The organism is Streptomyces sp. NPDC048479 (genome assembly GCF_040651435.1).
Taxonomy (GTDB): domain Bacteria; phylum Actinomycetota; class Actinomycetes; order Streptomycetales; family Streptomycetaceae; genus Streptomyces.
In genome coordinates this window covers 33681-48072 of the sequence record NZ_JBEZKA010000042.1, presented here as the reverse complement: position 1 = coordinate 48072, position 14392 = coordinate 33681, and the positions used below count along the sequence as shown (strand labels likewise).

Annotated in this window: 9 protein-coding genes and 2 pseudogenes; 4 read left to right on the top strand and 7 right to left on the bottom strand. The window is 70.9% G+C overall.

Features of this window, described 5'->3' with window-relative positions; translation table 11 throughout:
* Nucleotides 1-277: 277 nt before the first annotated feature.
* The 3 genes from AB0D12_RS37345 (at nt 278) to AB0D12_RS37335 (ending at nt 6089) form a co-directional block, all read left to right on the top strand.
* Nucleotides 278-3991, top strand: coding sequence for an ABC transporter ATP-binding protein (locus tag AB0D12_RS37345; protein ID WP_362693394.1), 3714 nt, complete (start codon nt 278-280; stop codon nt 3989-3991).
* Nucleotides 3992-4132: 141 nt separating this feature from the next.
* Nucleotides 4133-4477 carry a hypothetical protein gene (locus AB0D12_RS37340; protein ID WP_362693391.1) on the top strand — a complete coding sequence of 115 codons (345 nt, stop codon included), beginning with the start codon at nt 4133-4135 and terminating at the stop codon, nt 4475-4477.
* A gap of 178 nt (nt 4478-4655) precedes the next feature.
* On the top strand, nt 4656-6089 hold the full coding sequence (locus AB0D12_RS37335; RefSeq protein WP_362693388.1) for a S28 family serine protease: 1434 nt from the start codon (nt 4656-4658) through the stop codon (nt 6087-6089).
* A 44-nt stretch (nt 6090-6133) separates the two neighbouring features.
* On the opposite strand, the gene AB0D12_RS37330 is transcribed toward AB0D12_RS37335, so the two are convergent.
* The 3 genes from AB0D12_RS37330 to AB0D12_RS37320 form a co-directional block, all read right to left on the bottom strand.
* A complete protein-coding gene (locus tag AB0D12_RS37330) occupies nt 6134-6646 on the bottom strand; it encodes a hypothetical protein (protein WP_362693402.1) in 513 nt (170 codons plus the stop codon).
* Between the two features lie 300 nt (nt 6647-6946).
* The gene (locus AB0D12_RS37325; protein WP_362693385.1) at nt 6947-8767 is read right to left on the bottom strand and encodes a glycoside hydrolase family 3 protein; all 1821 of its coding nucleotides are present in this window, start codon (nt 8765-8767) and stop codon (nt 6947-6949) included.
* A 716-nt stretch (nt 8768-9483) separates the two neighbouring features.
* Complete coding sequence (locus tag AB0D12_RS37320) at nt 9484-10398, bottom strand: LysR family transcriptional regulator (RefSeq protein ID WP_362693382.1); 915 nt, start codon at nt 10396-10398, stop codon at nt 9484-9486.
* Nucleotides 10399-10510: 112 nt separating this feature from the next.
* Between AB0D12_RS37320 and AB0D12_RS37315 the strand changes: the two genes are divergently transcribed.
* On the top strand, nt 10511-11467 hold the full coding sequence (locus tag AB0D12_RS37315; protein WP_362693379.1) for an EamA family transporter: 957 nt from the start codon (nt 10511-10513) through the stop codon (nt 11465-11467).
* 7 nt (nt 11468-11474) lie between these two features.
* On the opposite strand, the pseudogene AB0D12_RS37310 reads toward AB0D12_RS37315, so the two are convergent.
* From AB0D12_RS37310 to AB0D12_RS37295, 4 genes and pseudogenes are all read right to left on the bottom strand, one after another.
* A pseudogene (locus tag AB0D12_RS37310) lies at nt 11475-12095 on the bottom strand (sugar phosphate isomerase/epimerase family protein); the annotation flags it as partial.
* A 32-nt stretch (nt 12096-12127) separates the two neighbouring features.
* Complete coding sequence (locus AB0D12_RS37305; RefSeq protein ID WP_362693376.1) at nt 12128-13063, bottom strand: helix-turn-helix domain-containing GNAT family N-acetyltransferase; 936 nt, start codon at nt 13061-13063, stop codon at nt 12128-12130.
* A 109-nt stretch (nt 13064-13172) separates the two neighbouring features.
* Nucleotides 13173-13307, bottom strand: a pseudogene (locus AB0D12_RS37300) (endonuclease/exonuclease/phosphatase family protein); the annotation flags it as partial.
* 20 nt (nt 13308-13327) lie between these two features.
* Nucleotides 13328-14392 carry a LacI family DNA-binding transcriptional regulator gene (locus tag AB0D12_RS37295; protein WP_362693373.1) on the bottom strand — a complete coding sequence of 355 codons (1065 nt, stop codon included), beginning with the start codon at nt 14390-14392 and terminating at the stop codon, nt 13328-13330.

Genomic DNA, 14392 nt, shown 5'->3' with positions numbered 1-14392 from the left:
CTGCACACCTACAACCACCACCGCTGCCACACCGCACTCGAAGGCCAGCCACCCATCAGCCGCGTGAACAACGCTCCAGGTCAATACACCTAGTGCCTGGCCGGAAACGGTCCACGATCTGCCCGGGACAGGCCCAGGCAGGCTCGGACAGGCCTGGGCAGGACCTAGGACAGGCCTAGGCCGAAAGACCGTACTTTGTTGCAGCGGGATGAAATCCGCTGCTCGCCGCGTTGGTGCCTTCCGGTAGACCAGAACTGGATCTCACGGGAGGCACCACGTGGCGGCGGAGCAGGGGTGGGCGCGGCGGCTGTCCGGTTACGCATGGCGGTACCGGCGCAATGTGGTGCTCGCGCTCGGGTCCTCGCTGGCCGGTATGGCCGTCATGGCCCTCGTCCCGCTGATCACCAAGGTCGTCATCGACGATGTCATCGGTGACCGTTCGAAATCCATCGGCGTCTGGACCGGGCTGCTGATAGCCGCCGCGCTCGTCGTCTACGCCCTCACCTATATACGCCGCTACTACGGCGGCCGCCTCGCCCTCGACGTCCAGCACGATCTGCGGACCGAAATGTACGGGACGATCACCCGCCTCGACGGCCGGCGCCAGGACGAACTGTCCACCGGACAGGTCGTCGGCCGTGCCACCAGCGACCTTCAGCTCATCCAGGGCCTGCTCTTCATGCTCCCGATGACCATCGGGAACATCCTGCTCTTCCTCATCTCACTGGTGATCATGGCGTGGCTGTCGCTGCCGCTCACCCTGATCGCGATCGCCGTCGCCCCCGCCCTCTGGTTCATAGCCAAGCGCAGCCGCACCCGGCTGCACCCCGCCACCTGGTACGCGCAGAGCCAGGCGGCCGCCGTCGCGGGCGTCGTCGACGGCGCCGTCTCCGGCGTACGCGTGGTCAAGGGCTTCGGCCAGGAGGACCAGGAGACCGGCAAACTGCGCGAGGTCGGCCGCAAGCTCTTCGCGGGCCGGCTGCGCACCATCCGGCTGAACTCGAAGTACACCCCGGCTCTCCAGGCGGTCCCCGCGCTCGGGCAGGTCGCGATGCTGGCGCTCGGCGGCTGGCTGGCCACCCGTGGCCAGATCACCCTCGGTACCTTCGTCGCCTTCTCCGCCTATCTCGCACAGCTCGTCGGCCCGGTCAGGATGCTCGCCGTGGTGCTGACCGTCGGACAGCAGGCGCGGGCGGGTGTGGAGCGCGTACTGGAGCTGATCGACACCGAGCCCACGATGCAGGACGGTACGAAGGAGCTTCCGGCGGACGCGCCCGCGACCGTCGAGTTCGACGACGTCACCTTCGGCTACGACAAGGAGCGTCCGGTCCTCGACGGCTTCTCGCTGGAGATCCAGCCGGGCGAGACCGTCGCCGTCGTCGGCTCCTCCGGCAGCGGCAAGTCCACCGTCTCGCTGCTGCTGCCCCGTTTCTACGACGTGACGCACGGCGCGGTCCTCGTCGGCGGCCACGATGTGCGCGAACTGACCCACGACTCGCTGCGGGCCGCCATCGGGCTCGTACCGGAGGACAGCTTCCTCTTCTCCGAGACCGTGCGCACGAACATCGCGTACGGAAAGCCCGGCGCTACCGACGAGGAGATAGAGACCGCGGCGCGCGCCGCACAGGCCGACCGTTTCATCGCCGAGCTCCCGAACGGCTACGACACCAAGGTCGGCGAGCACGGGCTCACTCTCTCCGGTGGCCAGCGCCAGCGCATCGCGCTCGCCCGCGCGATCCTCACCGACCCGCGGCTGCTCCTCCTCGACGACGCCACATCCGCCGTCGACGCCCGCGTCGAGCACGAGATCCACGAGGCGCTCAAGCAGGTCATGGCGGGCCGTACGACCTTGCTGATCGCCCACCGCCGCTCGACCCTCGGACTCGCGGACCGTATCGCAGTGCTGGACGGCGGCCGGCTCGCCGACATCGGCACGCACGAGGAGCTGACGCGGCGCTCGGCCCTGTACCGGCGGCTGCTGACCGACCCGGACGAGCTCGGCGGCGTATCGCCGGGACACCGGCCGCTGCCGGCCGCGGAACCGGCGGAGGACCACACCGTACGGGACGAGCTCGACGCCGAGTTCGACGTCGAGCGCGGCCTCACGCCCCGGCTCTGGGTACGGGAGGAGAACACCGAGGAGTCCGCGGCCCCCGGCGCCACGCCCGAACTCCTCGCCCAGGTCGAGGCGCTGCCGCCGGCCACCGACACCCCCGACATCGACGAGGCACACGCCGTCCGCCCCGAGCAGGCGTACGGGCTGCGCAGGCTGCTGAGCGGCTTCGGCCTGCCGCTGCTGGTCAGCCTGGCGCTGGTCGCGGTCGACGCGGGCATGAGCCTGGCGCTTCCCATCCTGATCCGGCACGGCATCGACAAGGGTGTCGAACAGATGGCGCTCGGTGCGGTGTGGGCGGCCTCCGCGCTCGCGCTGGTGACGGTCGTCGTGCAGTGGGCCGCGCAGATCGGCGAGACCCGGATGACGGGCCGCACCGGTGAGCGCGTCCTCTACTCCCTGCGCCTGAAGATCTTCGCGCAGCTCCAGCGGCTCGGACTCGACTACTACGAGCGCGAGTTGACCGGTCGGATCATGACCCGGATGACGACGGACGTGGACGCCCTGTCCACGTTTCTGCAGACCGGCCTGGTCACCGCGTTCGTCTCGGTCGTCACCTTCTTCGGCATCATGGCCGCGCTTCTCTTCATCGACCTGCAGCTGGCGCTGGTGGTCTTCGCGACCCTGCCGTTCCTGATCGTCGGCACGTTCTTCTTCCGCCGCAAGAGCGTGCAGGCGTACGAGCTGGCCCGTGAGCGCATCAGTGTCGTCAACGGCGACCTGCAGGAGTCCGTGTCCGGGCTGCGGATCGTCCAGGCGTTCCGGCGCGAGCGCGACGGCGGGGCCCGGTTCGCCGCCCGCAGCGACAGTTACCGCCAGGCCCGGGTGCGCGGCCAGTGGCTGATCTCCGTCTACTTCCCCTTTGTGCAGCTGCTGTCGTCGGTGGCCGCGGCCGCCGTGCTGATCGTGGGCGCGGGCCGGGTCGAGGCGGGCACCCTCACCACCGGCGCGCTGGTGGCGTACCTCCTCTACATCGATCTGTTCTTCGCGCCGGTGCAGCAGCTGTCCCAGGTCTTCGACGGTTACCAGCAGGCAACGGTCTCGCTCGGCCGCATCCAGGAACTGCTCCAGGAGCCGACCTCGACCGCTGCGGCGAAGGCCCCCGTCGAGGTGCTGTCGCTGCGCGGCGAGATCGCCTTCGAGAACGTCGACTTCGCGTACGGGTCCGCCGACGAACCCGAAGCTGCCCTGAACTCCATCGACCTGCGTATCCCGGCCGGCCAGACCGTCGCCTTCGTCGGCGAGACCGGCGCGGGCAAGTCGACGCTGGTCAAGCTGGTCGCGCGGTTCTACGACCCGACGAGCGGCAAGGTCACGGCGGACGGTACTGACCTGCGCGACCTGGACCTCACCGCGTACCGGCACCGGCTCGGCGTCGTCCCGCAGGAGGCGTACCTCTTCGCGGGCACGGTCCGGGACGCCATCGCGTACGGCCGCCCCGGCGCGAGCGATGCCGAGGTGGAGGCCGCGGCCCGGGCCGTCGGCGCCCACGACATGATCGCCACCCTCGACGGCGGCTACCTGCACGAGGTCTCCGAGCGTGGCCGCAACCTCTCGGCGGGCCAGCGCCAGCTGATCGCCCTGGCCCGCGCCGAGCTCGTCGACCCGGACATCCTGCTGCTCGACGAGGCGACCGCGGCCCTGGATCTGGCCACCGAGGCTCAGGTCAACCAGGCCACGGACCGTCTCACCGGACGCCGCACCACCCTGGTCGTCGCCCACCGGCTGACCACCGCCGCCCGCGCGGACCGGGTGATAGTGATGGACGGCGGCCGGGCGGTCGAGGACGGCACCCATGACGAACTCCTGGCGCTGGGCGGCACCTACGCCACGCTGTGGCGGAGCTTCATAGGGGAGGGCGAGCCCGCGGCGGTGTAACGGACTCCCGGGCATCGCAACCATTCCGATCCCATGTGCGTCGTACGCATGTACGGGACCGTGGCGAGGGGGAACATAGTGGTGACTGGGGCGGGGAACAGTAGGCTCGGGCGGCTGCTCGCGCAGTGCCTCGCTGTGCTCATGACGGCTGCGGCTCTCACCCTGGCCGGCCCAGGCGCGCAGCGCGCCGACGCCGCCGTCTCCGCGTGTGCCGGACGGCCGCAGAAGACCGTCAAGTTCGCCACCGGCGAGCTGCGCATCTACAAGAACCGGCACTACGCCTGCGCCATCACCATCAGCACCAGGCCCGGCACGAGGCGGGCCATGTCGGTCTCCCTCCAGGCGCGCGGCGGCCGCGCCGCCGTGGACAAGGGCGTCTTCAAGCGCCAGGCGGGGCCCGTCACCGTCCACGCACTCAACCGCTGTGTACGGGCCACCGGAGCCGTCGCCGGCAGCTCCGGATCGACCGGCTGGATCCTCTGCTGACGGCCCTCGCGTCAACCGCGCAGGGTCTCCCGCGCCAAGGTCTGACGGACCCTTGCGCCAAGCGCTGACGGACCCTCACATCAACCGCTGACCGACCGCGCACCCAACTGGGGCTGGCGGTCCGGGCATTGCCCCCGCTAGGTTCACCGCGACCACAGGTGAATCAAGGGGAGGGTGAATGCGCAAGGCGCTCAGATGGCTGCTGTCGCTCGTGGTGCTCATAGGCACCATGAGTGCGGCCGGTGCGACGGCCGGGGCGGCTACCGCCGCAGAGCCGGCGGCCGGCACGGACATCAAGGACCGGATCCTGGCGATACCGGGCATGAGTCTCATCGAGGAGAAGCCGTACCCGGGTTACCGGTACTTCGTCCTCAACTACACACAGCCGGTCGACCACCGGCACCCGGACAAGGGCACCTTCAAGCAGCGGATCACCCTGCTGCACAAGGACACCAACCGTCCCACCGTCTTCTTCACCTCCGGCTACAACGTGAGCACCACGCCGCGCCGCAGTGAGCCGACGGCGATCATCGACGGCAACCAGGTCTCCCTGGAGTACCGGTTCTTCACCCCGTCCAGGCCCGACCCGGCCAACTGGTCCAAGCTGGACATCTGGCAGGCCGCCAGCGACCAGCACCGCGTCTTCAAGGCGCTGAAGAAGATCTACGCCAAGAACTGGCTCACCACCGGCGGCTCCAAGGGCGGTATGACCGCCACCTACTTCGAGCGCTTCTACCCTGCCGACATGGACGGCGTCGTCGCCTATGTCGCGCCCAACGACGTGCGAAACAAGGAGGACTCGGCCTACGACCGGTTCTTCGAGCAGGTCGGCACCAAGGAGTGCCGCGACAAGCTGAACGCGGTGCAGCGCGAGGCGCTCGTGCGCCGTGCGCCGCTGGAGGCCAAGTACGAGCAGGCCGCGGCCACCGAGGGCTACACGTTCAAGACCATCGGCAGCCTCGACAGGGCGTACGAGGCTGTCGTCCTCGACTACGTCTGGGGCTTCTGGCAGTACAGCCTGCTTGCCGACTGCGAGTCGATCCCGGTCGCTGCCACCGCCACCGACCAGGAGATCTACGACTCCGTCGACGCGATCTCCGGCTTCTCCTTCTACACGGACCAGGGCCTGGAGACGTACACGCCGTACTACTACCAGGCAGGCACCGAGCTGGGCTCGCCCGACATCAAGCAGCCGCACCTCAAGGGGCTGAGCCGGTACGGGTACCAGCCGCCGCGGAATTTTGTGCCGCGTGACATCCCGATGCGCTTCAAGCCGTGGGTGATGAACGACGTCGACACATGGGTCCGGCACAACGCCCGCCACATGATGTTCATCTACGGCGAGAACGACCCGTGGGGCGGCGAGCGCTTCCGGCTCGGCAAGGGCGCCCGCGACAGCTATGTGTACACCGCGCCCGGCGCCAACCACGGTGCCAACGTCGCAGGCCTCGTGCCGGACCAGAAGGCGGCCGCCACCGCAGCGATCCTGAAGTGGGCGGGCGTCGCTCCGGCCGCGGTCCAGGAGGACGCGGCGAAGGCGAAGCCGCTGACGAAGTACGACGCGAAGCTCGACAAGCGGGACATCCAGCGGGAGCCGGCGCTGAGGCCGTAACCGCGTCTGCGACAGCGTGGGCTGTGCCCGCCGCGCGTGGATCCTCACACGCGGCGGGCGCAGCCCACCGGCCTTTCTCCGCCCAGCTGCACATAGAGCGCGGTGGACGGCGGGCACTGCGACCTGTCGGTCACCGCGGACGCCACCTTGAACTCCGGTGCCCGCGGCCCGGATCCGTCGCAGGCGGTCTCCTTCACCTGGCCCTTGCTCGCGTTGTGGACGCAGTCGCCGACGACGGTGTGCGGACCGCCGCCACCGCCCGGGTCACCGGGATGCGGCGGCTCCAGATTGCGCATACAGGCGTAGCCCCGTCCCACCTCCCCGTCGCCGTCCTCGTCGGTCGCCGGGCGGCTCTCGGAGATGTGCAGCACGAAGTCGGTGGCGGCCGGGCACGTGGGGCCGTCCGATGGCCTCCCGCCATACCGGGCGATCACCCGGGCCACCGCCTTCTCGCTGGTGCAGGGCACTTCACGGAAGTCGCGGCCGCGCGAGCCGCAGTCGCCGGGGCCCAGAAAGACCAGGCCGTATCCGTACGGTGTGGCGGTGGGGCTGCCGATACCGGTGCCGGCGACCGGACCCGTGCCTTCCGTCGCCTGCCTGCAGGCGGCAGTGAGCGCCACCGCCAGTACCAGTATCACTACCGGTGCCAGGGTGCTCACCGCCCGTGCGGACCGCCGCTTCATACGCATCTGTACCCCCACCCCCACCGGCCCTCCGTGCTCCGGGCCGGTCCCCGCCCAGCGTGACCCGCCGAGGCGGGCGCACGCCAGACGCACGGGGTGCTTCGGGACAATTGGGGGGAGTGCGAGGGTGGTGCGCGGCCGGTCCGCGTACGTCAGCTGTACGTCGGCCGAATGTCAGTCGTACGACAGTCCGTAGCCGATGGGGTAGAGCACGCGGGACGGATCGTCCGCCCGCTGTACGGGTACGGGGAGCCGCCCCTCGGGATCGGCGCGGCCCGTGATCACCCGTGCCGCGGCCCGTAGTTCGACATCGGTCCAGGAGTACGCGGCGAGCGCCGCCCGGGCGCCGCCGAGCTGGGCGATGTCGTACGGATTGCGGATGGCGAGGACGACGACCGGGACGCCGGTCGCAATGAGCCTGGACACCAGGGTGCGCTGGCTGCTGCTCGCCGAGACGTTGTACGTACCGACGATCACGGCGTCCTTGCCGCCGGCCGCGGCCACTGCCTCGTCGATCTTCGCGGTGGTCGGGGTGATACCGGTGGACAGTACGGTGGCGGTGAAGCCCAGTTCGGTGAAGGCCGTCGCCAGGACGGTGGTCGGTGGTCCGGTCGTGCCGGTGGGCGAGGCGGGGTCGGCGCCGACGACCAGGAGGTTGCCGTGCTCGCGCCGGCTCAGTGGCAGCAGCCGGTCCTCGTTGACGAGGAGCGTGGTCGTCCGCTCGGCGATCCGGTCGGCGGCGGCGAGGTGCGCGCGGGTGCCGACGGTACGGTCCACGCCCCGGTGGGAGACGAACGGATGGCGGAACAGCCCCAGTCTCTCCTTGAGCAGGAGGATGCGGAGGATTGACTCCTCGATGCGGGCCACGCTGATCTCGCCGCTCTTGACGGCGCTGAGGACACCGTTCCGGGCGACGGCCAGATCAGGCGGGTTGAGCAGCTGGTCCACGCCGGCCGCGAGCGCGAGCACCGGCACCCGGTGGTCGCCGTACTTGTCCCGTACGCCCTGCATATTGAGCGCGTCGGTGACGACCACACCGTCGTAGCCGAGCTCTTCGCGCAGGATGCCGGTGAGGATGGGGCGGGAGAGCGTGGCCGGGTCGTTGCTCGGGTCCAGCGCCGGGAACTGGATGTGCGCCGTCATGATCGAGTCGATGCCGGCGGCGATCGCCGCCCGGAACGGCGGAGCGTCGGTCTCCTCCCACTGCGCGCGGGTGTGCGTGATGACAGGGATGCCCGTATGGCTGTCGACGGTGGTGTCGCCGTGTCCCGGGAAGTGCTTGGAGGTCGCGGCGATGCCCGCGCTCTGGTAGCCGCGGACCTGGGCGGCGACCAGACCGGCGACGGCGCGGGGGTCGGCGCCGAAGGACCGTACGCCGATGACCGGGTTGGCGGGGTTGATATTGACGTCGGCGACCGGAGCGTAGTTCTGGACGATGCCCACCGCGGCCAGCTCGGCCCCGGCGATCTGCGCGGCGGTACGGGCGCCGGACCGTGGTCCGCCCGCGCCCAGCGCCATCGCACCCGGCATCAGGGTGGCGGGCCTGCCGACACGGGCCACAATGCCGTGCTCCTGGTCGGTGGAGATCAGCAGCGGTACGGGCGTGGGCTGCGCGAGCCCGGCCCGCTGGATGCCGTTGGACAGGTCGGCGATCTGGTGCGGGTCGCGGGTGTTGTGCGCCCAGGCGAAGTAGATGATGCCGCCGACGTGGTACTTGGCGACCAGCTCGGCGGCGGTGCGGACGCCCATCTCCTTGATGTTCAGCTCGATGTCGGCCTGATCGGGGGCGGTGGCGGAGTGCCCGTACACCCGCATCACGAAGAGCTGGCCGACCTTCTCCTCGAGGCTCATCCGGGCGATGAGCCGCCTGAGGTGGTGGGAGGGACGGGCGACGGCGGGGGAGGCGGTGACGACGGCACTCGCCGCGAGGGCGGTCGTGGCGCTCGCGGCGGTCGCGGTGAGGAGGGTGCGTCTGGAGAGGCTCCGGTCGTGCATGGGTGCTCCTTCCGGCCTTGCTCGACAAGGGAGTTGAAGGAAACTTCCAAGGGTTCACGGACAGCCGGAAAGTTACTGCCAGGTCAAGGGTGTGGCAACAGAAAGGACGCGCGGCGCGCGAAAGGTCACCGGGACGGGGGTCCGCCACCGGCGCTGTCGGAGGGGGGCGCACCGGTGGCGGTGTGCTGCCGGCCGCAGGCGGCTGGAGAGGGGTGGTCGGCGATCGCAGCCAGCAGCGAGGGCCGACACCGCTCTGCGGAGACTCACCAGCAGTACGGCCCGTTAGACGGAGGGGCGTGGGTGCGGGTTCCTGTAAATCGGCGATTCCGCGGAAATGGTGCGGGAGGTACCACGGGGGGCGTTTCGCGCTGTGCGCGTGGCGGTGGGGGTGCGGGTCCCTTGCGGGGTACGCGTTGGTGCTCGGGGGTGCCCGGTCTCCGCGGGTCCGGGCCCTTTGCGGGGTGCGCGTTGGGTTGCCCCGGGGTGCGGGTGCGGTGCGCGAGTCTTGGGTTGCCCGGGGGTGCGGGTTTTGGGTGTTTGGGCGTGCCCGGTCCTGCGCGGTGGCCGTCCGGGGTCCGCTCCGGGGCTCGTGTCCGGTACTGCGCTGCATCCGATATGCGGCTCCGCCGCGTGGTCACCGCGCTTCGCACGAGTTGCGACGCTTTCCGTCCAGAACACGACCGGGAAGGGGCGGGTGGGGGAACAAACAGGCCCCGTCACGCGCTCGCCCGCGCCGTGTCCATCCAGTGGCGCCGGAGCGCCTCCACCGTCGCCGTGATCGCCGGGCGACGCGCCGCGCCCGTGCGCCACAGGGCGTACAGGCGACGCATCGGCACCGGATCCAGGCTGACCGCCCGCACCCCCGCCGGCAGCGCCCCGCGGCCGAGGCGCGGGATCATCGCGATGCCCAGGCCCTCAGCGACCAGCGCGATCTGGGTGTGGTACTCCTCGGCCCGGTGGGCCAGATCCGGCTCGCAGCCCGCCGCCCGCAGTGTACGGACCAGCCAGTCGTGGCAGACCGTGCCCGGCGGCTGGCAGATCCAGCGCTCGCCCGCCAGCTCCTCGCGGCGTACGGAAGCGCGCCCCGCCAGCGCATGCTCCCCCGGCACCAGCAGATCGCACAGGTCGTCGCCGATCACCGCCTGCTCCACCCCTTCCGGCGCGGGCAGCGGCGCGATGTCCCAGTCGTGCGCGACAGCGACGTCGATCATGCCCCGGGCCACCAGATCGATGGACAGATGCGGGTCGACCTCGGTCATCCGGGCGTCGAGCCCGGGGTGCTCGCGGCCCAGCTCGGCGAGCACTCCCGGCAGCAGACCGCGTGCGGCGGAGGCGAAGGCGCCTATGGTGAGCCGCCCCGTCGGCCGCCCCCTGCGCTCCTCCAGCGTGGTCTCCGCGCGCTCGACGATCGCGAGCAACTCCTGTGCGGTGGCGGCCAGATGACGCGCCTCGTCGGTGAGCGCCACGCCCCGCCCCTGCCGTTCCAGCAGCGTCGTACGGGTCTCCCGCTCCAGCTTGGTGATCTGCTGCGACACGGCGGACGGGGTGTACCCGAGGGCGATCGCCGCGGCGGCTACGGAACCATGGACGGAAACGGCGTGCAACGCGCGCAGTCGTCCCAGATCGAGCATGACCGCCCTCCCTTTCGCCAGAGCCTCAGCAGGCATTCGTAAGCAACGCTCAATTCCACCATGAAGAAACCCGCGCTGGTGCTACATGGTCGAGTCCGGTGATCCTCGATCCATGCGTCCCGTACATGTGGCACTCGCCGTCCTCGTCACCGCCGTCTGGGGAGTGAACTTCGTCGTCATCGAGCTCGGACTCGGCCACTTCCCGCCCCTGCTCTTCTCCGCCCTGCGCTTCCTGGTGGCCGCGCTGCCCGCCGTTTTCTTCATGGGCCGCCCGAAGGTCGCCTGGAAATGGGTGATCGGCGTCGGACTGGCCCTGGGCGTCGCCAAGTTCGGGCTGCTCTTCATCGGAATGGACCGGGGTATGCCGGCCGGTCTGTCCTCGCTCGTCGTGCAGATCCAGGCCGTCTTCACGGCGGTCTTCGCCGCCGTCGTCCTCGGCGAACGCCCGGGCAGGGTGAGGGTGCTGGGCATGAGCGTCGCCCTGGCCGGTATCGCCGTCGCGGCCGTCGACGAAGGCGCCTCGGGCCCCGTCCTCGCCTTCCTGCTCGTCATCGCGGCTGCCGCCTGCTGGGGTGTGTCCAATGTGCTGACCCGCAAGGCGTCCCCGCCGGACGCGCTGAACTTCATGATCTGGGTGTCCACCGTGCCCGTACTGCCGCTCCTCGCGCTCTCCCTGCTCTTCGAAGGCCCGGCGGCCGATCTGGACGCGCTGCGTTCGCTGGACTGGAGCGGGGCAGGGACCATCGTCTACGTCGCCTGGGGCGCCACAGTCTTCGGCTTCGGCGCCTGGGGCTTCCTGTTGCGCCGCTACCCCGCCTCGTCCGTCGCGCCCTTCTCGCTGCTGGTGCCGGTCTTCGGCATGTCCTCCGCGGCGCTGCTGCTGGACGAGTCGGTGAGCCCGCTGCGCTGGGGCGCGGCGGTCCTGCTGGTCGGCGGGGTGGCGCTCACCTCACTGTCGAGAGCAGGCGCTCCAGGTGCTCCCGTCCCGGCACCAGCAGCCTCGGCAGGTCAGCTGCCTCCGGATGCCAGCGTTTCTCGTACTCCCAGCACAGCCACGTCTCCTCGGTGAGCGTCGCCAGGCACTCGGCGAGCGGCAGTACGCCCGCTCCCAGCGGCAGGGGCGCGAGGTCGTCGGCCGATGCGACGTCCTTGACCTGGACATAGCCGAGGAAAGGAGCGAGCGCGGCATGCGCCGCCGCCGGGGTCTCGCCGTCGAGCCAGGGGTGCACCACGTCCCAGATCGCGCCCGCGCTCTTGTGGCCGACCGGGCCAAGGATGCGCGAGACATCGGCGCCGGTGCGGTGCGAGTCGTGGGTCTCGAGCAGGATCCGCACGCCGAGCCCGGCCGCGGTTTCGGCGGCGGCCCCGAGCCGGCGGGCCGCGGTGGCCTCGGCGACGGCCGGGTCCTGGTCGCCGCCGCCGGGAAAGACGCGTACATACGGCGCGCCCAAGTCGTGGGCCAGCCACATCAGTTCGTCGAGCTCCTCGTACACCGGAGCGTCGTCACCGGCGGCCGCGACGCCGGTGTATCCGCACACGGTGAGAATCTCCACGCCCGCGCGTTCGAACTCCGCCACCACGGAGGCCCGTTCCTGCGCGCCGATCCCCGGATGCACCGGCTCCTCGGGGTGGGCGCGCAGCTCGACTCCCTGGTAGCCGGTGTCCACAGCGAGCGCGACCACATCGGCGACCGGCATGCCCGGCACACCGAGGGTGGAGAAGGCGAACTTCACTTGACCGTTCCTTCCAGCAGGGGCAGCCGCCAGTCCTGGCCGACCAGGTCGGCTCCGTATGAGCGGTGCGGCTTCTCGGCGACGAGGGTGAACCCGGCCCGCTGATAGATCCGGCGGGCCCCGGCCAGTACCTCATTGGTCCACAGCACCAGTTCTCGATACCCCACCTCGCGCGCGAAATCCACGACGGTGCGCACCAGCAGGTCGCCGAGCCCGTGCCCGCGCGCGTCCGGTTCGACGAGCAGCAGCCGCAGGCGTGCGGTCGCCGGGGCGTCGTCCCGTACGCACATGACCGAGCCCACCGGACGCCCGTCCAGCTCGGCGATCCACACCCGCTCCAGATGAGGCTCGTGGTCCTGCGCGAAGTCCGCGACGATCCGGGCGACGAGGCCCTCGAAGTCGGCGTTCCAGCCGTACTCGGCGGCGTACAGCGCACCGTGCCGCTGCACGATCCAGCCGAGGTCGCCGGGACCCGGATCGCGCAGCACCGGGCCCTCGCGGTGCGCGGGCCGGCCGCGGCCGAGGATCTCGCGTACGCTCCGCATCGCCGCGGCCAGCCGCGGCCGCTCCTCCGACGGCACCTTGGCGAGCATCGCCCCCACGGCCTCCCGCGAGCGCTCGTCGAGGAGGGCCGCGGCCTCGCGCCCGCGGGCGGTGAGGGTTATCCGCTGCCGCCGCGGATCGAGATCGGAGGGCGCCCGCCCGACCAGCCCGTCCTGCTCGAACTTGGCGAGCAGCCTGCTCAAGTACCCGGCGTCGAGCGAGAGCTCGGCGCGCAGGTCGGCGGCGTCGGTACGGGGGCTGTGGGCGAGTTCGTACAGCACGCGCGATTCGGTCAGCGTGTACGGGGTGTAGAGGTGCTTGCTGTAGTCGAGCGCGCCGATGAGGTTGGTGTAGAAGCGGTTGAAGGCGCGGATTTCATGGATCGGCATGAGCTGCTCCGAGCTTTTCCCTTGACTGAGTCAACGGTATGGCGCAATCCGGGCACCGGCAAGCCCTGTGCCGGCGGGACGGTGCTCCCTGTCAGAGCCTGATGCGAGGTCAGAGCCTGATGCGAGCGGCGACGGGCAGGCGGTCGCTCCCGGTCGCGGGCAGCGACCAGACCTTGGTGACGGTCGCGGAGCGGGTCATGATCTGGTCGATCCGGGCGACGGGAAAGGCGGCAGGCCGGCTGAACAGGGTGCGCGCCGACAGGCTCACTCCTTCCCGGGCGGAGCCGTCGACGCCCGTGCCATCAGCTCCGCGCCGATCGTCGCGATGCCCCCCGGCGGCGGCGCCTCCTTGCCCATCGCCAGCCGGCCCGCCCGCGCCCCCGCCTCGTACAGCGGCAGCCGTACGGTCGTCAGCGCCGGCACCGCGTCCACCGAGAACGGGAGGTCGTCGAAGCCGGCCACCGAGATGTCCTCCGGGATGCGCAGGCCCTGGTCGCGCAGGGCCGCGCAGGCGCCCAGTGTGACCGTGTCGTTGGCGGCCACGATCGCGGTCAACTCCGGCTCGCGGCGCAGCAGTTCGAGCGTCGCGTCATAGCCGGAGCGGCGGGCGTACGGACCGTGCACGGTGAGCCGGTCCTGGTTCTCGTCGAGCCCCGCGGCGGCCAGCGCGGCCCGGTGGCCCTCCAGGCGGTGGCGCGTCGTGGTGCGCTCCGCGGGCCCCGCGACGTATCCGATCGTGCGGTGGCCGAGCGCGAGCAGATGCTCGGTGAGCCGCCGTCCGCCGCCCCGGTTGTCGAAGGCGAGCGCGGCGACGATGGCGTCGCTGCCCGGGAGCGGCGGCCGGCCGCAGAGCACCACACGGGTGCCCGCGTCCGCGAGCTTCGCCAGCTTCGAGGTCATCGCCGCGATGTGGTCCGGGTCCTCCAGCGCGCCACCGGTCAGCACGACGGCCGCGGCCCGCTGCCGCTGGAGCAGGGTGAGATAGGTCAGCTCGCGCTCCGGTGAACCCCCGGTGTTGCAGACGACGGCCAGCTTCTCGCCGCCCGCCCGTCCGGCCCCCTCCTGCCCGCTGATCTCGGTCTGCGCGGCCCCGGCCATGATCCCGAAGAACGGGTCGGCGATGTCGTTGACGAGGATGCCGACCAGGTCGGAGGTGGCCGCGGCGAGCGAACTCGCGGGGCCGTTCAGTACGTAGTCGAGCTCGTCGACCGCGCGCAGCACCCGTTCCCGCGTCGACGCGGCGACCGGGTAGTTGCCGTTGAGCACACGGGAGACGGTGGCCGGGGACACCCGGGCGCGCGCCGCCACATCCGCCAGGGTGACTGTCAT